17 protein-coding genes and 1 pseudogene are annotated in these 18,737 nt (G+C 39.7%); 12 read left to right on the top strand and 6 right to left on the bottom strand.

From position 1 onward, the window contains the following. Nucleotides 1–457 precede the first annotated feature (457 nt). From ACY10D_RS05455 to ACY10D_RS05445, 3 genes are read left to right on the top strand one after another with little or no spacing between them, the layout of a single operon-like run. Entirely contained in the window at nt 458–2,035 is a 1,578-nt protein-coding gene (locus ACY10D_RS05455) for a cytochrome ubiquinol oxidase subunit I (protein ID WP_486999755.1), read from the top strand. Next, nucleotides 2,035–3,210 (top strand): cytochrome d ubiquinol oxidase subunit II, encoded by a 1,176-nt coding sequence (cydB, locus tag ACY10D_RS05450; RefSeq protein ID WP_486999754.1) that lies wholly within the window; start codon nt 2,035–2,037, stop codon nt 3,208–3,210. Before ACY10D_RS05455 ends, cydB begins: the two co-directional genes overlap by 1 nt. 23 nt (nt 3,211–3,233) lie before the next feature. Further along, a complete protein-coding gene (locus ACY10D_RS05445) occupies nt 3,234–3,389 on the top strand; it encodes a hypothetical protein (RefSeq protein WP_486999753.1) in 156 nt (51 codons plus the stop codon). A gap of 34 nt (nt 3,390–3,423) precedes the next feature. Here the strand turns inward: ACY10D_RS05445 and dksA are convergent, their stop codons facing one another. The 3 genes from dksA to ACY10D_RS05430 form a co-directional block, all read right to left on the bottom strand. Further along, complete coding sequence (gene dksA / locus ACY10D_RS05440) at nt 3,424–3,837, bottom strand: RNA polymerase-binding protein DksA (protein ID WP_486999752.1); 414 nt, start codon at nt 3,835–3,837, stop codon at nt 3,424–3,426. Between the two features lie 267 nt (nt 3,838–4,104). Continuing rightward, nucleotides 4,105–5,349, bottom strand: a complete 1,245-nt coding sequence (locus ACY10D_RS05435) for a dicarboxylate/amino acid:cation symporter (protein ID WP_486999751.1) — start codon at nt 5,347–5,349, stop codon at nt 4,105–4,107. 155 nt (nt 5,350–5,504) lie between these two features. Then, the gene (locus ACY10D_RS05430) at nt 5,505–6,890 is read right to left on the bottom strand and encodes an APC family permease (RefSeq protein ID WP_486999757.1); all 1,386 of its coding nucleotides are present in this window, start codon (nt 6,888–6,890) and stop codon (nt 5,505–5,507) included. 236 nt (nt 6,891–7,126) lie between these two features. Between ACY10D_RS05430 and ACY10D_RS05425 the strand changes: the two genes are divergently transcribed. The 3 genes from ACY10D_RS05425 to ACY10D_RS05415 are packed head-to-tail and all read left to right on the top strand — an operon-like array spanning nt 7,127 to nt 9,277. Continuing rightward, complete coding sequence (locus ACY10D_RS05425; protein ID WP_486999750.1) at nt 7,127–7,783, top strand: hypothetical protein; 657 nt, start codon at nt 7,127–7,129, stop codon at nt 7,781–7,783. Between the two features lie 4 nt (nt 7,784–7,787). Continuing rightward, nucleotides 7,788–8,177 (top strand): hypothetical protein, encoded by a 390-nt coding sequence (locus tag ACY10D_RS05420; RefSeq protein WP_486999749.1) that lies wholly within the window; start codon nt 7,788–7,790, stop codon nt 8,175–8,177. Continuing rightward, nucleotides 8,174–9,277: an anhydro-N-acetylmuramic acid kinase gene (locus ACY10D_RS05415; protein WP_486999748.1), complete on the top strand. Its 1,104-nt coding sequence runs from the start codon at nt 8,174–8,176 to the stop codon at nt 9,275–9,277. The genes ACY10D_RS05420 and ACY10D_RS05415 overlap by 4 nt, the downstream gene beginning before the upstream one ends. A gap of 58 nt (nt 9,278–9,335) precedes the next feature. Here ACY10D_RS05415 and ACY10D_RS05410 read toward each other — a convergent pair whose 3' ends face one another. The 3 genes and pseudogenes from ACY10D_RS05410 to ACY10D_RS05400 form a co-directional block, all read right to left on the bottom strand. Further along, nucleotides 9,336–9,698 (bottom strand): IS3 family transposase, encoded by a 363-nt coding sequence (locus ACY10D_RS05410; RefSeq protein WP_486999747.1) that lies wholly within the window; start codon nt 9,696–9,698, stop codon nt 9,336–9,338. 3 nt (nt 9,699–9,701) lie between these two features. Beyond that, nucleotides 9,702–10,205 (bottom strand): annotated as a pseudogene (locus tag ACY10D_RS05405) (IS3 family transposase); the annotation flags it as partial. Between the two features lie 17 nt (nt 10,206–10,222). Beyond that, complete coding sequence (locus tag ACY10D_RS05400; protein WP_486999746.1) at nt 10,223–10,516, bottom strand: transposase; 294 nt, start codon at nt 10,514–10,516, stop codon at nt 10,223–10,225. 317 nt (nt 10,517–10,833) lie between these two features. Here ACY10D_RS05400 and ACY10D_RS05395 point away from each other — a divergent pair, with 317 nt between their 5' ends. From ACY10D_RS05395 to ACY10D_RS05370, 6 genes are read left to right on the top strand one after another with little or no spacing between them, the layout of a single operon-like run. Next, a complete protein-coding gene (locus tag ACY10D_RS05395; protein WP_486999756.1) occupies nt 10,834–10,914 on the top strand; it encodes a potassium-transporting ATPase subunit F in 81 nt (26 codons plus the stop codon). Between the two features lie 8 nt (nt 10,915–10,922). Then, nucleotides 10,923–12,635, top strand: a complete 1,713-nt coding sequence (kdpA, locus tag ACY10D_RS05390; RefSeq protein ID WP_486999745.1) for a potassium-transporting ATPase subunit KdpA — start codon at nt 10,923–10,925, stop codon at nt 12,633–12,635. A gap of 53 nt (nt 12,636–12,688) precedes the next feature. Further along, a complete protein-coding gene (kdpB, locus tag ACY10D_RS05385) occupies nt 12,689–14,725 on the top strand; it encodes a potassium-transporting ATPase subunit KdpB (protein WP_486999744.1) in 2,037 nt (678 codons plus the stop codon). An 8-nt stretch (nt 14,726–14,733) separates the two neighbouring features. Then, nucleotides 14,734–15,294 (top strand): potassium-transporting ATPase subunit KdpC, encoded by a 561-nt coding sequence (kdpC, locus tag ACY10D_RS05380; protein WP_486999743.1) that lies wholly within the window; start codon nt 14,734–14,736, stop codon nt 15,292–15,294. A 32-nt stretch (nt 15,295–15,326) separates the two neighbouring features. Continuing rightward, on the top strand, nt 15,327–18,044 hold the full coding sequence (locus ACY10D_RS05375; RefSeq protein WP_486999742.1) for an ATP-binding protein: 2,718 nt from the start codon (nt 15,327–15,329) through the stop codon (nt 18,042–18,044). Then, complete coding sequence (locus ACY10D_RS05370; RefSeq protein WP_486999741.1) at nt 18,019–18,726, top strand: response regulator transcription factor; 708 nt, start codon at nt 18,019–18,021, stop codon at nt 18,724–18,726. The genes ACY10D_RS05375 and ACY10D_RS05370 overlap by 26 nt, the downstream gene beginning before the upstream one ends. The last annotated feature ends 11 nt before the right edge of the window (nt 18,727–18,737 follow it).

The raw sequence follows: 18,737 nt of genomic DNA, 5'->3' as shown, positions 1-18,737 counted from the left end.
CTAGCTTGGTCGAGCTTTCAGACTTTACAAGGAGAAGAATTAAATGAATAGAAAAGATCCCTATAAACCTATGCTTGCAAAGAGGGGAATTAAAATCACCGTCGCCCCATTCCCCTTTTTGCAAGAGGGGTGGCAGCCGTAGGCTGACGGGGTGTTTATAAAATCATAGCTTTTTCTAAAGTGCGTAACGCCAGTCACTAAGTAATAATTCAAAAATAAGTTGAGTTTTAATTATTCCCCTCACCCGTGCAGCTTAAGCTGCACGACCTCTCCCGCAAGAGGAGAGGTAATAGCTGACGCAAATTATTCTTGATTTATTACTCAGTTTGCTATGGATGGCAATAAATTCGCTTTATCTAATGCATAAGAAATTAAACTGCTGTTAAACTTGCAATAGGTGAGTAAACCTCTACAATCGAGCAATAAAATTTCATTCACACATTGGGAGTGTCCACACATGGATATGACACAATTGTTTGTCGATTTATCACGTACTCAATTTGCGTTTACGGCTATTTTTCACTTTGTTTTTGTACCATTGACACTTGGGCTGTCATGGATGCTTTTTATTATGGAAGCTGCTTATGTCAAAACGGGTAAGCAAGTATACAAAGATATGACTAAATTTTGGGGCAAACTTTTTGCGATTAACTTCGCAATGGGTGTTGTTACTGGGATTACTATGGAGTTTGAGTTTGGCTTAAACTGGGCATATTTTTCGCGCTTTATTGGGGAGAGCTTTGGTACAGTATTAGCCATTGAGGGTTTGACAGCCTTTATGACGGAAGCCACGCTTTTTGGTTTGTTTTTCTTTACGTGGAATAAGGTCAGTAAAAAAACACATCTATTGATTACCTTTTTCTTGGCATTGGGTACTAATTTGTCGATTGTTAATATCTTAGTCGCAAACAGTTGGATGCAGCACCCTGTAGCAACATTCCTAAACCCTGAAACAATGCAGATGCAATTAACAAGCTTTGTGCAGATCTATATGCAGGAGCTAGCACAAATTCGTATTGGGCATGTTGCTTTTGCGGGTTATTTAGTGTCAGCAGCATTTGTTGTAGGGATTAGCGCATGGTATTTATTACGTAAGAGAAATACTGGATTTGCGATGCGTTCACTTGCTGTGGGTCTTGGCTTTGGTTTATGCTCTTCGATCTTTATTTTCTTTTTGGGTGATGCTAATGGTCTTGCTGTTGATAAGTATGAACCCGCTAAAATGGCTGCTATTGAAGGGCAGTGGGAGACACAAAAAGCACCTGCTGCTTGGTCAGCTGTTTCTTTTCCATCACAAGAGCATGAGAAAAATTATTTTGAGATTCAAATTCCATGGATGTTGAGCTTAATTGCGGGGCACAGCTTGTCTGCAACAGTGGAAGGATTGAAGCCTATTATGCGCGAAAATAAAGAGCGCATTTATGATGGCTTAGTCGCATTAAAAGCATTGGAGCAGATCAGAAATGGCAAAGGGACAGCTCATGATTTTGATATTTTTGATCCGAAAAACCCAGAGACCAAAAAGTATCGTGACAATATTGGCTATGCCTTTATATTGCAGGCGCATGCCAAAGATCCACACAATGCAAGTGCGGCAGAGGTTGCTAAGGCTGTTAAGGATACTATTCCAGAAGTGTGGCCAGTATATTGGAGCTTCAGAGTGATGCTTGCCTGTTGGGCCATTGTGTTTTTTGTTATGGTTTTTGGTGCAGTACATGTATTGCGTCGTACATTGCTTAAATATCGCTGGTTCTTATGGTTAGCAGTTTTTGCGATTCCATTACCTTATATTGCGGCTGAAGCAGGTTGGATTATTGCTGAAATGGGGCGTCAACCATGGGTGGTGCACGGTATATTGCCAACAAGCATGGGGGCGTCAACCTTGGCATCATGGAATATTGTGGTCAGCCTTGCCTTTTTTGCATTGCTATATGTTGGGCTGTTTGTTGTGGAGTTAATTGTTATGTTCAAGGTTGCACGCAAAGGGCCAAAATCATTAGGTAATGGCAATTATGATTATAAGGAGCATCAATAATGTTATTTGATTATATGACCTTACAAATTATCTGGTGGGCAATTATTCTTTTGGTCCTTATTCTTTATGCGACAACTGCAGGATGTGACTTTGGCGTGACGATCATGATGCCGTTTATGTCTAAACATAAAGGCTTTAAAGAAAATGATGTTGAGAGACGCTTAGCGCTAAATACCATTGCCCCTACGTGGGATGGTAATCAAACGTGGATTGTTATCGGTGGTGGTGCCTTATTTGGGATTTGGCCAGCTGTTTATGGCACGATTTTCTCAGGGTTATATCCGGCATTACTATTAGTGCTATTTACCTTTTTCCTGCGTCCTCCTGGATTTGATTATCGTAGTAAACTTGATGGCGATGGTTGGCGTAAATTCTGGGATTGGGGGCTTTTTATTAGTAGCTTTATTCCCGTGCTAATCTTTGGCTTGGTGCTTGGCGCGCTATTCCATGGGTTACCGTTTTATCATGATGACTTCTTATTAAGATCGGTATATGCCGGTAATGCCTTTGCTAGTGTGTTATCACCTTTTGCTATTTTGTGCGCATTGTTAGCATTAAGCATGGTATTGATGCATGCATGTTTGCACTTAAATCGGCGTTTGTCAGGTGAGTTAGGCTTGCGTTTTCGTCGTTTATCTAATCTGTTTATCATCATTAATTTACTTCTTATTACCATTGGCTTGATTATGTTGGCATATGTTATCCCTGGGATGATTATCACCGGGACGCCAGCAAGCCTTGCGTTTAACACACAGGTGGATGTGGTGACAGGTGGATGGCTGCATAATTACGCGTCACATCCATGGATGTGGATCGCACCCATTTTATGTTATGTGATGCTATTACTTGCTGCCATTACCAAAGAGAAAAATGAAGCGCTTGCTTACTGGTGTTCCGCTTTCGCAATTGCTGCAATTATGTGTGCGGCAGCATTTGCCTTGTTCCCGTTTATAGTGCCTTCCAACTGGGTTGGGAGTAATGGCTTTGGTAGCCAGAGTTTGACGATTTGGAATGTATCAGCCTCTGAATATAGCCTGATGGGTATGCTATATATTACGTTTGCATTTATGGTATTGATTGTTGCTTATAAACTTTGGGGCTTTCGTGCTGCATGGCGCGGTAAGTCTAAACTTGATAAAGATGACTTAGAGCAAAATAGTCATACATTCTACTAATTGGGTTAATAGAGGAATTTAATATGTGGTATATCACCATTATGATTATGTTAGCGATTTCAATGTATGTTGCTTATCGCTTTACACTGTACGTTGATGAAAAAATTGAAAAAGGGAAGTACAAAGAAATCAGTGATGATCCAAATCATGTGGCTAATAAAGGGGATCACCCTGAATAAAAACGGATAAAAAATAAAATATCTAAGGATTAGATTAGGCTTTGATAATGCCTTGCGTTCTTTCTTGATGCTCTTGAATTTCTTTGGCCTGTACCGATAAGGTCGCTGTTGGACGTGCCAGTAAACGCTGCACACCAATTGGCTCACCAGTCAACTCACAATAACCGTATTCACCGTTTTCAATATGCTTTAGTGATTCATTGACTTTGCGTAATAACTTACTCTGGCGATCGACAGTACGCAAATAAAGTTGCTGCATCTCCTGTGAGGTAGCAACATCATTTAAATCGGTGTTACGTTCAGACTCAGCCAAGCTTTTCTTCGCGCTATCAATTGCTTCACTTAACTCTTGTTTTTGCTGAAGTAATAGTTCCTTGAAAAAAGCCAACTGCTCTTCATTCATATATGCATCTTCAGGCATATTTAGTAGTTCTTTTTCTGTCAGCATAGCGGCCTCCATTAACGAGTTAGTTTTTTATTAGGGCGTTTTTATATCATAAAAAATAATCGATCACTAATAAATTTACTGCATATAAGTAAAAAAAGTAAAACTTAGTCATTAAGTCAAGAAAAGTGCTGAAAAAAGCGCAGGAATTTTATGGGATCTTTGATTGGAAGATGATAAGCAATAAAGAGGTTTCAAAGGTTATGAGTTATGGATTTTACCGCCCAAAAGCATCACAAACTTCTTCAACACTGAACACCGTAACATGATTTACGATCGGTATATATTGCGATCAATTTGCTTTTCACTATTAGCAACAACCGCAGTAACAGAGATATCACCTGTGACATTCACAGTTGTTCTGACCATATCAAGAATGCGATCAATACCGATAATAAGTGCAATACCCTCAACCGGTAAGCCGACTTGAGTTAATACCAGCGTTAACGTAATTAAACCAATACCAGGGACACCCGCAGTACCAATTGAGCTTAAGGTGGCGGTGAGTATGACCATAAGATACGCGCCTAAACTTAAGTCAATGTTGTATATATGTGCGATAAACACGGTAGCCACACCTTGCATAATGGCAGTACCATCCATATTGATCGTAGCACCTAAAGGAATCGTGAAGCTTGCGACTTTATTATTAATGCCAATTTCTTTCTCAGCGGTTTCTAATGTCACTGGCAAAGTCGCGTTACTACTTGCTGTAGAGAAGGCAAATAATTGCACGCGCAGCACTTTCTTAAAGAAGGTAATCGGGTTGAGACGTGCTAATATGCCTACAAGAATACCATTGGTAACAAAAAGGTGGATAAACAGCACAATGAGTACGGTAAAGAAGTAACCCAATACATAAACAAATTTATCAAGATCAGTTGTGATGACAAGCTTAGCAATCAGAGCAAATACACCATAGGGCGTAAGTGCAATAATGATGCTTACAAGTGACATGATCACCTCATTAATATCATCAAACCAATATTTGATCCGTGTACCGGCTTCTTTAGCAAAGTTAATGGCAATACCAAACAACAGTGCAAAGACGATGATTTGTAACAAACGCCCTTCTGCTAGTGAGTTAATGGGGTTGGCTGTAAATAAGCTTAGAATTGTTTCCAAGAAGCTTTGCGCAGGTGCTGCATGAAAGCTCAAATTTTCCGTTGAAATATTCGCACCTTTACCAACTTGAAACAATATTGACACAACAATTGCCAGTGTGATGGCAATGGCAGTAGTGCAAACATATAAGATAATCGTTTTGCCACCAATACGTCCTAAGGTTTTAGGGTCAGCAACGTTGCTTGCACCACAAACAATAGATACAAAGACTAATGGGACAACGAGCATCTTCATCAAAGTCAGAAATATTTGCCCTATAAGATGCAGTACCCCGCCGGTGATATAGGTGTTAACCCAATAGCTATCAGCAAAGGGGTGAAAAATAAGCCCAACGATAATACCTAACGCCATACCAATTAAGATGTTGCGAGTGAGTTTCTTGTTTGTCATGAGATCTCCCTTCTATTTTTATACCTTTCTTATAGCACTATATACCGTTCATAAAGCATTTTACAGTATTTCTGTCATTGAATTTTTCAACATTAAACACGGAAAAATGATGCACGAGCGGCATAGTATAAAAGTGGATTAATTCAAGCGCAGAACTACTGCAATGGTTTACGCAACCAGATCCATAAAAAGGGAATAAGAATAATGATAATATCAGCAATAACGATGGTCGTAACATAAGCATAAATATTTTGTATATGTGAAAAAGCCGGCGGAAAAATCCCTAAGAAAATGCCACTTAAGCAAGCAAGGATACCAAAAATACAAATGGTATTTAAAAGCAGGTTGTTGTTGGCGCCAACATGAAAAATTCGCTCAATATGCGGTTCTTTATAACGTAAACGCATGGCTGCAGCAAAGACCAGAATCCACATGAAAACTGTAAACTGTGATGTTAATGCGATCAATAATGCAAAGGCAGATTGAATTGTCGGCATAAACAAAAATACAAAGGATAGCAGACTACCAATAATACCTTGAATCAACAGCACATTGGTTGGCATGTGATTATTGTTAAGTTTAGCAAAAGCTTGAGGTAAAAGTTTCTGTTGAGCGACCTCTTGCATGGCGCGAGCAGGACCTAATATCCAAGTGCTAAGGGCTGCGATCATGCCAACGACGATAAGTAAGGCAATAAGTCCTTGAAACTCACCAAGACCGGCAAGATTAAGTACGGCACTAATCCCTTGAATTAATCCACTCATAGGGTTAATTGAGTTTTGAGGTGTGATAATCACCAAGGCAAGTGTTGAGATGATCGACAGTAGCACAATAATCACAATTGATAAGATCATTGCCTTGGGAATACTACGTTTAGGGTTTTGCACATTTTTAACATGAAAGCTTGTTGCTTGAATGCCTGAGTAGCTTGCCAAAGTTTTGACAAATAGCGCAAAAGTCACAAATGATAACTCGGGTAACCAATTATGGAAGTGGTTAAAATGAGCATTATCTTGTCCCATGATCAGAAAATAAATCGCGCCAGCAAGTAACAATACACTGGGTAAAATCATGCCCAACAGTGCACCGATGACATTAAGAATAACAACTCGTCGCATGGGTAAACAGTTAAACAGGGTTAATATCCAGAAAATGGTAAGCATAGTAAGACAAAGGGTGAGCTTACTATGTTCGATCTGATCAAAGCCGATATAAACAATCGTGGCTGCAATTGCCGATAGACTTGCTGGGAAGCTTATGACATTATTAAACCACTCCATCCAGATTGTGATTAAGCCAGTTTTCTCACCAAATGCACGCTTCACCCAAGTGTATACGCCGCCATTATCTTTCACTAACATGCCGCCTAATTCAGCACAGACTAGAGCGCTCGGAATCAGAAAAAAGATCGCAGCTAAAAGATAAAAGAAAATAGAGGCCAGGCCAATCGTTGCCATAAAGGCGATGGAGCTCAGACTAATGATTGCAGTGATGTTCATGAGTGTCAATTTCGACACCGTCAGTGTTTTATCGTAAGACATAAATTTAAATGTACTATAAATATTAGGCGCTATCTTGCCGTATAAAAAATAAATAGCAAGTTGGGGTATGCATTTGTAAATGCGTTTACTTATACCCATCGTAAATCATTTTGCGGTGTTTGGTTGTAAAGGAGTTTGTGATGGGTATAGATAAATTCAGCAAGAAAAAGTGGCTAAAATAGACGAAATTCGCTAGGCTTTAGCTTACTTTTGATTGGATGAAATGGACTGAATTTATGGTAAGACGTATATTACTGCTATTGGTTACATTGATTATTATTTTGGGTGGTGCTTATTACTTTTTTGGCGCGCATGATAAGGGAAGTAATCAGGCACAAAGGATCGATTTAAACTCAATTGATCCAGCGGCTCAAAAATTATATCAAGCGTTGCAAACAGCTAACTTCATTGAGCAGGGATCAAAAGCGACAGAGCGCAATATGTATGTGATCTTTGATCCCAATTGCATGTTTTGCCATGCATTATTTGAGGCCACTCAAAAGCAAGTAGATGCTGGCAATTTGGCAATTCGCTGGGTACCCATTGGCATTATTAAGCGTTCAAGCCCATTAAAAACAATGGCTATTTTAAGTGCAAAATCACCGCTTGACGCACTAAAGCAAAATGAAGCGAGTTTTAATTATGCCAAAGAGGAAGGAGGCATCACACCAGTGACCAATCCGACAAGCAAAGAAATTGAGCAATTTAATCATAATATGATGATTTTAAAAGGGTTAATTAACTCAGTGCCTGTCGTGGTTTATAAAAATGCAGCAGGTCAAGCAAGAATAAGTGGTGGAGCATTGCTCCCCTTAAAAGCCGATAGTGCTGCATTGACAGAGAATGAACAGAAAGTTGATGTGTTTGTAAAAAGCGTTGCAAAAAGTTGGTAAATAAATGATTGTATTTGTTATTTATGCCGTTGTATTGGCATTTTTCTGGATTAAAACCTTAATCTCAAGTTGCGCCAGTGATGATGATCATCAGATCAGTTATTTTCTTGAGCAAAAATACCTTAAGATCAAACGTTATAAACAATATGGACTGTTGTATATCGTGACATTATTTTATCTGGTGTCTGTGTCAATGGTGTCAGCACGTTATATGCCGACAGAAAAGCATGTATTTACAAATACGGCCTCACAGCTTAATCATGCGTGGCAGGTGATGCGCTCTTTTCCGTGGTGGTTGCAGTTATTGTTTTTTATCGCACTTGTATTATTTGTTGGTATGTTTGCATTACCTTTAGCGAATTACCTGAAAGATAAGAAGCGTAAGAAATCATGAGTGGCAAGTATTATATTGGCATTATGTCGGGCACCAGTATGGATGCCATTGATTGTGTTGTCGTTGAATTTAAAGACGATTCATTTAGTCTTAAAGCACAGCACAGCTTCGCCTATCCCGCGGAGATTAAATCGAGAATTAAAAATATCTTCGCGCAAAACTATCAGTTATCGTTATTTGATTTCGGTGATTTAGACTATCAATTAGCCGAAAGCTATGCGCAGTGCGTTAAGCAAATGCTAATAGCAAATAACCTCAATGAAAAAGATATTATTGCTATTGGTTGCCATGGGCAGACGGTTTATCACCAGCCACAAGGCGCGCGTAAATTCAGTATTCAATTAGGTAGTGGTAATGTGCTCACAGCACTGACAGGTATTCCAGTTATCAATGACTTTCGCAATAAAGATATGGTTTTTGGTGGGCAAGGTGCGCCTCTCGTACCGGCATTTCATCAAGCATTTTTCGCGGATAAAGATCTGCCGCGAGTCATTCTCAACTTAGGCGGCATCGCTAATATTACTTGTCTACACCCTAAGAAAACGCTTATTGGTTTTGATACGGGACCTGCCAATACCTTGATCGATCAATGGATTAATAAACATCGTGGTGATGCTTATGATCAAGCAGGTCATTGGGGGCGCAGTGGTCTATTATTGCCAACATTATTAGATCAGTTAATGCAAGATCCTTATTTTGCGCAAAGTGCACCTAAAAGTACGGGGCTTGAGTATTTTAATCTGCAATGGCTAGAGAATCATTTGTCTACCGATGAGCATATACAAGATGTGCAAGCAACCTTACATCATTTAACAGCACGCTCGATTGCTGAGGCTATTTTAGCTTATCAAGCAGATACTAAAGCGCTTTATGTCGCAGGTGGTGGTGTGCGTAATGAGTTTTTATTGGACTTGCTTCGAGAATATTTACTAGATATCAATGTGCAGGCAATCAATGCTTTGGGTGTTGATGAGGAATGGATTGAGGCAATTGCCTTTGCGTGGTTTGCTTATTGTCATATCAATAAGATAAAAATACCATTCTCGTCGACAACAGGAAGTAAAAAGGATGTTATTGCAGGAAGTTATCATGCTTGTTAATACAGTGTGATATAGATACCCACGAGCGCAGCTCGTGGGTATCTATTTTAGTAGTGATCTACCCCGTCAATTTGGGACACTTTTGGTTTTCGGATTTCATACTATCTTCAAACTGTTTTGGTGTCATGTAATTTATCGTTGAATGTTTCCTTTTGGTGTTATAGTAAACTTCAATATACGAAAAGATTGATGTTTTTGCCTCAGCTCTTGTTTTATAGTTTTCATCATGTACTAACTCGACTTTTAAAGTGCCAAAAAAGCTTTCGCAAGCGGCGTTATCATAGCAGCAGTCTTTACCGCTCATGCTTGAAATTAATGCGTGCTTGCTTAGCAAATTTTGAAAATCAGATGAACAATATTGGCTGCCCTTATCTGAATGAATAATAGTGCCAGTAGGAAAATGTCTTCTAAACAGAGCCATTTCTTACGCATCACATACTAGTGTAGCCTTCATGCGTTTATCCATTGCCCAGCCAATAACCGCGCGTGAATATAGGTCGATTACGACACACAGATATAGCCAACCTTCGTCTGTGGGGATATAACTAATATCCGTTACCCATTTCTCATTAGGCTTTTTCGCATTAAAATTCTGTTGTAGAAGGTTATCACTAACATGTTTATTATGATCAGAATCCGTTGTTACCTTATATCGTCGTGCCGCTTTAGAAACAAGACCCATCAGTTTCATGCGCCTAGATACTCTATCTTCTGTAACCTTCCAACCTTGGTCTTGTAAAGTACGATGGACACGTGTTGCACCATATCTGGCCTCATGCTCATTAAAAATGGTTACAATTGCTGTGTCTAACTGGTTATCATTGACCTGACGTTTGCTAAGAGGCGTTTTTAGCCAGCGATAATACGCCGATGTGCTAACACCAGTGACTTTGCATAATGTTGTCACGGGAAGTTGTGACCTATACTGATAGACAAATGCGTACTTTACGTGTTGTGGTTCGCAAAGTACGCTGCTGCCTTTTTTAAAATTTCACGCTCCGTTTCCGCTTGTTTTAATTTTCGTTTTAACTGAGCATTTTCAGCAATCAGTTGCTGATAACAGGTTTTATAATCAATTTTTTCTGGTGGTTGGTCAGACATGCTCTGTGCTATCCAGCTGCATAGTGTTTTATAGTTTATGCCCAGATTATCCGCTATTTGTTTACGATTAGCATCTTTTTCTAGAGCTAATTTAACTGATTCATTTTTAAACTCTTGTGTGTGACGAGATTTTGCCATTTTTTGCTCCTCATTCTGGTGGACTTACTGTCCCAAATTGAGGGGGTACATCAGTTTAGCAATTTCTTTTTGGGTTATCATGATTGTCTTTGAATGTTCGCGTGAACATTAAGGTAAATCAATAAAATGCAAGTGTCAAATATTTGTGTAAATTAAATACATTATCATGTTTTATGTTATTTATATGTTTCGTGTGATGTTGTAAGGTTTTATATTTTTTTTATATTTCCGAATAAAAGCCCTATCGAATTTTTATTCTCATCACTCGTACAATTTAGCCTGAGTGATTATTGTCAACATTAAGAGAGGTGTTTTAGATGACAATATTTTCAGGGGTGATAATGGCTTTATTAGCCATTTATATGATTATTGTTTTAATTTTCCCAGAGCGATTTTAGGTAAAAGTATGTATCACAACATTTGGTTATTCGTTATTTTTATTGGCGTTTTGTTAGTTATTACAAAGCCATTAGGAACATATATTTATAATGTTTATCATGGACGAAGAACGTTTTTAGATTGGTTTGCCTCACCACTTGAATGTGGGTATGGCAAGCTAATAGGCGCTAATCTTAATAAAGAGCAAAGCGCTAAACAGTATTTGTTGAGTCTATTCGTGTTTTCAGCATTTGCATTTTTGTTTGTATTTAGTCTGCTGATGTTGCAAGCTTTTTTGCCCTTAAATCCACAGCATATTGACAATATGACCTGGCATCAGGCATTTAATATCGCAGTTAGCTTTGTTTCTAATACCAACTGGCAAAGTTACTCGGGTGAAACTGGGGTGAGTTACTTATCACAGATGGCAGTACTTGCTGTACAAAACTTTGTATCAGCAGCGGTAGGCATATCAGTGGCTATCGCTTTGTTTCGTGGCATTGCGAGAAACAATGAAACAACGATCGGTAATTTTTGGTCAGATGTAGGTAAGGCGATATTTTGGATCTTACTACCGCTTTGTATTGTCATTACTATTGTTTATATATTGCAAGGAGTGCCACAAAACTTCATGGATTATGTGCATGCACATACTTTATCAGGTGCCGAGCAAATTATCCCACAGGGTCCTGTGGCATCACAAGAAGCAATTAAATCATTAGGTACTAATGGCGGTGGATTCTTTAATGCCAACTCGGCACATCCTTATGAAAACCCAACAGCATTAACCAATTTTATTCAAGTCTTAAGTATCTTCTCCATTGGAGCAGCACTAACTTATACTTTTGGTAAGTGGGTAGGAAACACTAAGCAAGGCTGGTTTATTTTGGTAGTAATGGGGGTGTTGTTCATAACCTCATTAAGTATTATGACCTATGCTGAATTAAAAGGCATGCCCAATCCACAAAGCACGCATATTGCCGATATCTATGGGCAATCTGGACATTTGGCTAATCTTGAAGGTAAAGAGGTGCGTTTTGGTATTTTCCAATCCACGCTTTATAACACGGTGTCAACATCAGCTTCAGATGGTGGTGTCAATAGCATGCTTGATAGCTACACACCAATTGGTGGAGCAGCGGCATTGGTCAATATGGCGCTGGGTGAGATTATTATCGGCGGCGCGGGCACGGGGATGTATAGCTTTTTACTGTTTATGTTGTTAAGTGTTTTTATTGCCTCACTCATGGTGGGAAGAATTCCAAGTATATTAGGTAAACGTATTGAAGGCACGCAAATGAAATGGGTGATGCTTGGTGTGCTTATTTCTCCTTGTTGTGTGCTTATATTTACCGCGATTGCTGCCGTGTTACCAAGTACTTATGCAAGTCTTACCAATACAGGTGCACACGGGTTTAGTGAGATTTTATATGCTTACACTTCGGCCGCTAACAATAATGGTAGCGCGCTTACAGGTTTAAATGCCAATACACTGTTTTTAAATGTCACTCTTGGTGTGGCTATGTTATTAGGGCGGTTTGTTACGATTGCTGCGGTAGTTATGCTTTCAGGCAGTTTAGTTGCAACAAAACGTGCCACGGGTCAAGCCGGTTATAGCTTACTCTCAACAACAAGTATTTTATTTGGTGTATTAGTATTATTTACCATTTTAATCGTCGGCGGTCTCACGATTTTCCCAGCATTATCACTGGGACCGATTCTTGATTACGTCACGTTTTAATTTTTTTAATCTTTTAGATCATTGATATCTTTTATAGTTTGGAGTTTATGAAAATGGCACATCAAAATAGATCAATCTTTTCAAAAGCATTGATCACGCCGGCGATTAAAGCGGCATTTATAAAGTGTAATCCAAAAGAGATGTATTGCAATCCAGTGATGTTTTGTGTTTATATCGTTACAATCTTATGTTCGCTCTATCTCATACAAGCATTCGTTAGCAGCAAAGAGATTGGCTTTACATTACAAATCACTTTATGGTTATGGATAACCCTTTTATTTGCTAACTTTGCTGAGAGCATTGCCGAGGGCAAAGGCAAGGCGCAAGCTGATAGTTTACGCGCCACAAAGTCACAGTTAAGTGCCAAGCGTTATAATGAAAGTGGTGAGCTGGAAGTACTTGCTGCTGAGTTATTACGCGCAGGGGATATTGTCTTAGTGCAAACCGGTGATTTCATGCCGGCAGATGGGGAGGTGATCGAGGGCATTGCAACGATTGATGAGTCTGCAATTACTGGGGAATCACAACCAGTGGTTAGAGAAGCAGGCTCTGATAGCTCAGCAGTCACAGCAGGCACCAAGGTGACTTCTGATGAGATCAAAGTGCGCGTTACCTCTAATCCCGGTGAAAGCTTCTTGGATAAGATGATTGCTTTGGTCGAGAATGCCAAACGCTTGAAAACGCCGAATGAAATTGCTTTAACGATTTTATTATCAGGGTTGACGCTGATTTTTATCGTGGCTGTTTGCGCGCTTTATGGTATGGCACAATTTAGTCATGTAACACTATCTGTTGTCGTATTGATTGCATTATTCGTGACCTTGATTCCAACGACGATTGCAGGACTGTTATCCGCCATTGGTATCTCGGGCATGGATCGTTTAATGAAAGCAAATGTTGTAGCACTTTCTGGTCGTGCTGTCGAGGCATCAGGCAATATCGACGTATTGCTGTTGGATAAAACTGGTACGATCACCTTAGGTAATCGCTTTGCCACCGAGTTTTTGGTTATTAATGGTGTCAGTGAGCGCGATCTAGCTTATGCTGCATGGTTATCTTCATTAGCGGATGAAACACCAGAGGGTAAATCGATTGTCAAACTTGCCGAAAAACGCTTTGGTTTTAAGCGTGAGGGTATTGATTTAGTTCACGCACAGATGATCCCTTTCTCAGCCTATACACGCATGAGCGGGATTGACTATAACGCGCTTAATATCCGCAAAGGGGCCGTGAGTGCCATTACTAAGCATCTGGGCAATCACTCGCCAGATACGGTAAGTCACAGTTTTACTTTAATGGTTGAGCGTATTGCTGAAGAAGGAGGTACACCATTAGCAGTTTGTCAAAATAATGAATTATTGGGGGTGATTTATCTTAAAGATGTGATTAAACCCGCGATTAAAGAGAAGTTTGATGAGCTAAGAAAAATGGGAATTAAAACGGTGATGATCACGGGTGATAATCCTTTAACGGCAGCGGCAATTGCTGCTGAAGCAGGCGTTGAGGATTTTATCGCGCAAGCCTCACCGCAAGACAAATTAGACTACATCAAAAAGGTGCAAAAAGAAGGCAAAACCGTGGCAATGTGTGGCGATGGCACTAATGATGCGCCTGCTTTAGCTCAAGCTGATGTCGGTGTTGCCATGGCAAGTGGCACAACGGCAGCACGCGAGGCGGGCAATATGGTCGATTTGGATTCAGATCCTAAAAAGCTGATTGAAATCGTGCGTATTGGTAAGCAGATTCTGGTGACGCGTGGGGCATTAACAACCTTTAGTATCACCAATGACGTGGCTAAGTATTTTGCGATTATTCCAGCATTGTTTGTGGTCAGTTTCCCAAGCTTAAATGCGCTTAATATCATGCATTTACATTCGCCGGTGAGTGCAATCTTATCAGCAGTAATATTCAATGCATTGATTATTGTATTTTTAATTCCGATGGCACTGGTTGGTGTTAAAAATGTCAGTGTCAGTGCGCATAAGCTGCTGCAGCGTAATCTGTTGTTATACGGTTTAGGGGGTATTTTAGTACCATTTGTTGGCATTAAATTAATCGACATGATCATTACAGCTGTTGGCTTAGTGTAAGGAGAGAAATGATGTTTTATGAAATTCGTCGTGGGTTGATAGCAATGCTTTTTTTCACGATTATCTTAGGTGTTTTTTATCCCTTATTGATGGCGGGTATTGGTTTTGTCGTTGCCAAAGATCAGGCACAAGGCTCGTTGGTTAAATACGATGGGCAGGTTGTTGGCTCAAGCCTGATTGGACAAAATTTTGCCGATAATTTATTTCAATCTCGACCATCGGCAAATAACTATGATGGGCTTGCCTCAGGTGGCACGAGTATGGCGCTTAATAATGTAAATTTAGTTAAAGGTGTACAGGCTCGAATCGAGGGTTTGCAGCAAAAATACGGGACTAACAAAATCCCTGCTGATTTGGTGTTTGCTTCAGGTAGTGGCTTAGATCCAGATATTTCACTGATGGCAGCAAAATATCATGCGCCATATATCGCCAAGGTCAATCATTTACCAGTTGCTAAAGTTCTTCAATTGATTGATGACAATACAGCGCATCACCTGTTTAATCCAGCAACGGTTAATGTGCTTAAATTAAACTTGGCGCTGCAAGCATTTAAACAAAAGTTGGGTTAAACTAGTGCATATATTGTTTAGCGGAATCATCTATGGCGAATGAGCACATGCCGACTTATGAAAATTCTAACGATCATAAAGTCGATGCGTTACTGAATCTTGCAAAGAAGTCGGAGAGGTCTAAACGTGGACGATTAAAGATTTTCTTGGGTGCTGCTCCTGGTGTAGGTAAAACCTATGCGATGTTAACACGTGCCCAAGAACTTAAGCATGCAGGACATGATGTGGCTATTGGTTTGGTGGTAACACATGGACGTAAAGAGACGGAAAATTTAGTTGAGGGTCTTGAGCAAATTCCACTAAAAGCCTTAGCTTACAAAAGCAAGGTGTTTAATGAGCTTGATGTTGATGCTATTATTCAACGCAAACCTGAAACGGTGATCATCGATGAATTACCGCATAAAAATCTTGCAACCGAACGTAACAAAAAGCGCTATTTAGATATTGTTGAAATTCTAGAAGCGGGGATCAATGTCTATACCGCAATTAATATTCAGCATATCGCAAGTTTGAGCTATGAAGTCGAGGAGATTACTCAGGTCAACGTTGAAGAAACTGTTCCTGATAGTTTTATTCAATCAGCCGATGAGCTGATGATCGTTGATATCACGCCTGAGGAGTTGATCAAGCGCTTAAATGAGGGGCGAGTTTATCATCACGACATGGCAAAACGCGCATTGTTACGCTATTTCCAATATACCAATCTGGCAATACTTCGAGATTATGCGCTACGTTTAGCCGCTTCGCATGTTGGTGAAGATGTACGCTCATATAAGAAGCTTTATGATTCACATGCCAATATTGCCGCTTCACCTTGTGTGCTGGTTTGTTGTGCCTATGATGCGTCAACGCCAAGACTGCTTAGAAAAGGCAAGCAGCTTGCCACGATCGCCAATGCGCGATTATTAGCGATATTTATCCATAACCCGCAAAAGCAACTATCGCGTGTCAAATTACGAGAAATTAGGCGTTATAAAACGTTGGCAATTGAGTTAGGTTATCAATTAGAACATATCTCAGGTGGCAGGCTATCAAAAGCGATTATTCGCTATGCCAATGATCACAATGTCACTGATATTGTCATTGGTAAATCAAGACGAGCTAAATGGCTAGATTGGCTGTTGGGTTCAGTTGTTTATGATGTTATTCGTCATAGTGAGCATAAGCAGGTGCATGTGATCAGCACATATAAAGCGCGCCTCTCTGATCTTTTCTCGCGCTTTAAAGAAGCTAAGCAAAGTAGCAATACAACGTGGATGAATATCATTAAAGCATTAGCAATTACGTTTGTATCAGGGCTCTTTATATTCTTTGGATTAAGTTTTGTCGGTTTATCTGGGCAATCACTTATTCTGGTGTTGACTTTAATACTATGTGCTTATCGCTATGGGCTTAAGGCATCAATTGCCTCGTCAATTCTAAGCTTCATAATGTACATGTATATGTATTTGACGCCTACTTTCCAATTTACGATTGGCACTTTTTCACAAGTCATTACCTTTATCATATTTATGTTAGTTGTTTTGATAGTGAGCCAACTAACGGCACGTACGCGGCGCTCATTAAAGGTATTACGGTCACGTGAAAAGACTTTATCGATGCTTTATAAATTCTCCAATGAGATTACGATCAAGCAGAAAAATCAGTCGTTTTACCAACGCTTTTTAGAAGCATTAACGCAATACTTTGATTATGAGTTTGCATTTATCGTTGCTGATGATCATAAGTTATATGAGACCATTCCCAATTCATGTCAGTTAAGTGATAAAGAGCAAGCCGCTGTGCGTTGGTGTTGGAGTAATAAAACGGCTTGTGGCAAAAGCACGCAAACCTTTAGCGCATTACCATGGTATTTTGAGCCATTGATTGTTGATGGGCGTATGCTTGGCATTATTGCCATTTGTGTGAAGTTTGAATATAAAGTCGAAGCTTTCATGTTTGATCAAATACTCATTAAAACGATGCTGTCACATGTTGCTAATGCATTATTGCAGCAGCGTTTATCTCAACAAGAGCAAGAAGCGATGATTTTAAAAGAGCAGGAAAAGCTGCAAAAAACATTACTATCATCGGTGTCTCACGATTTTAAAACACCGTTGGCATCGATCACTGGTGCCTTATCTAGTGTATTAAGTTATGGCGAGATGTTTTCCAAAGAGGATAAAGCCGAGATGCTTACTGTTGCTTTAGAGGAAAGCAAACGCTTAGATCAATATATCGATCATATTCTGCAGATGTTGAAGTTTAGCGCAGGTATCACCATTAATAAGCAAAACGTGCCGTTAAAGACATTAATTAACGAGGTGCTGGCTGTTGCCAAAAAACGTTTTGTAAGTCACCAGTTTAAGCTGCAATGTCTTGATAAAGACCTTGTCATTAATGGCGATAAGCTGTTATTGGAGCAAGTTTTACTTAATCTTATTTCCAATGCGGTTAAGTTTAGTGCGGCTAACAGTCAAATCACTTTGAGCTTAAAGTATATAAACACTTGGGCAGTTATTGAGGTCATTGACCAAGGCATTGGACTTGAGCAGGAAGAGCTAGAGAGTGTATTCTCAATTTTTCATCGACTCAAAAAATCAGATAGTTATACTAAAGGGCATGGACTAGGTCTTGCCATTTGTAAGGATATTGTTACAGCCCATCATGGTGAGATTTATGCCACCAGTGAAGGTGCTCATAAAGGCAGTACATTTATTGTTAAATTACCGATAGTGAATCCATATGAACAAGAAAATATTATTAATTGATGATGAAGCGCAAATTCGCAAATTCTTAAAGAAAACCTTGTTGGTTCTTGGCTATGATGTCTATGATGCCGTCAGTGCTGAACACGCGACAGAGATTTTAAACCAGCAGCATCCTGATCTTATTCTATTAGATCTAGGTTTGCCTGATCAGGATGGACAAAAATGGTTAGCAAATCTAAGAGTTAAACACCTGCATGTACCAGTGATTGTGGTATCTGCCAGATGTGATGGTGATGAAGTGGTCAAAGCACTTGAGAATGGAGCTAATGATTATGTCAGAAAACCGTTTGATATGCCCGAGCTAGTTGCGCGCATTAAGCGCAACCTTGAGCTTGTTGATGCGTTTAAAGCTGAGGACAAGGCAGCAGAGTCTGTTTATCAGTTTGAAAATATGCGTGTTCATATTGCCGATCATCGCGTGATGATCAATGATGAAGTGGTTCATTTATCAAAAAAAGAATTTCTGCTGTTGAGTGTGTTTTGTCGAAATGCGGGTAAACTATTGACCCAAAATCAGATCTTGCAGCAGATATGGGGCGAGTATTTTGCCGATGAAGTACAGTATCTGCGTGTTTACGTCGGACAATTGCGCAAAAAACTTGCTGCCTGCACCAAACAGCCATTGATTACAACCGAGTCCGGCGTGGGATATCGGTTTGTTAAGGTGGATGTTTATCAATAGAGAATGATCAA

The organism is Cysteiniphilum sp. (assembly GCF_057495195.1).
Note: the sequence above shows the minus strand (reverse complement) of the source record. Positions and strands in the feature narration are given on the sequence as shown.

Excerpts from the sequence above, each read along its gene's own strand:
- kdpA (WP_486999745.1), top strand. The coding sequence starts at position 10,923 with ATGTATCACAACATTTGGTTATTCGTTATTTTTATTGGCGTTTTGTTA.
- ACY10D_RS05395 (WP_486999756.1), top strand. The coding sequence starts at position 10,834 with ATGACAATATTTTCAGGGGTGATAATGGCTTTATTAGCCATTTATATG.
- ACY10D_RS05375 (WP_486999742.1), top strand. The coding sequence starts at position 15,327 with ATGGCGAATGAGCACATGCCGACTTATGAAAATTCTAACGATCATAAA.
- ACY10D_RS05455 (WP_486999755.1), top strand. The coding sequence starts at position 458 with ATGGATATGACACAATTGTTTGTCGATTTATCACGTACTCAATTTGCG.
- ACY10D_RS05445 (WP_486999753.1), top strand. The coding sequence starts at position 3,234 with ATGTGGTATATCACCATTATGATTATGTTAGCGATTTCAATGTATGTT.
- ACY10D_RS05425 (WP_486999750.1), top strand. The coding sequence starts at position 7,127 with ATGGTAAGACGTATATTACTGCTATTGGTTACATTGATTATTATTTTG.
- ACY10D_RS05400 (WP_486999746.1), bottom strand. The coding sequence starts at position 10,516 with ATGGCAAAATCTCGTCACACACAAGAGTTTAAAAATGAATCAGTTAAA.
- ACY10D_RS05430 (WP_486999757.1), bottom strand. The coding sequence starts at position 6,890 with ATGTCTTACGATAAAACACTGACGGTGTCGAAATTGACACTCATGAAC.
- dksA (WP_486999752.1), bottom strand. The coding sequence starts at position 3,837 with ATGCTGACAGAAAAAGAACTACTAAATATGCCTGAAGATGCATATATG.
- ACY10D_RS05435 (WP_486999751.1), bottom strand. The coding sequence starts at position 5,349 with ATGACAAACAAGAAACTCACTCGCAACATCTTAATTGGTATGGCGTTA.
- ACY10D_RS05410 (WP_486999747.1), bottom strand. The coding sequence starts at position 9,698 with ATGGCTCTGTTTAGAAGACATTTTCCTACTGGCACTATTATTCATTCA.
- kdpC (WP_486999743.1), top strand. The coding sequence starts at position 14,734 with ATGATGTTTTATGAAATTCGTCGTGGGTTGATAGCAATGCTTTTTTTC.
- cydB (WP_486999754.1), top strand. The coding sequence starts at position 2,035 with ATGTTATTTGATTATATGACCTTACAAATTATCTGGTGGGCAATTATT.
- ACY10D_RS05370 (WP_486999741.1), top strand. The coding sequence starts at position 18,019 with ATGAACAAGAAAATATTATTAATTGATGATGAAGCGCAAATTCGCAAA.
- ACY10D_RS05420 (WP_486999749.1), top strand. The coding sequence starts at position 7,788 with ATGATTGTATTTGTTATTTATGCCGTTGTATTGGCATTTTTCTGGATT.
- kdpB (WP_486999744.1), top strand. The coding sequence starts at position 12,689 with ATGGCACATCAAAATAGATCAATCTTTTCAAAAGCATTGATCACGCCG.
- ACY10D_RS05415 (WP_486999748.1), top strand. The coding sequence starts at position 8,174 with ATGAGTGGCAAGTATTATATTGGCATTATGTCGGGCACCAGTATGGAT.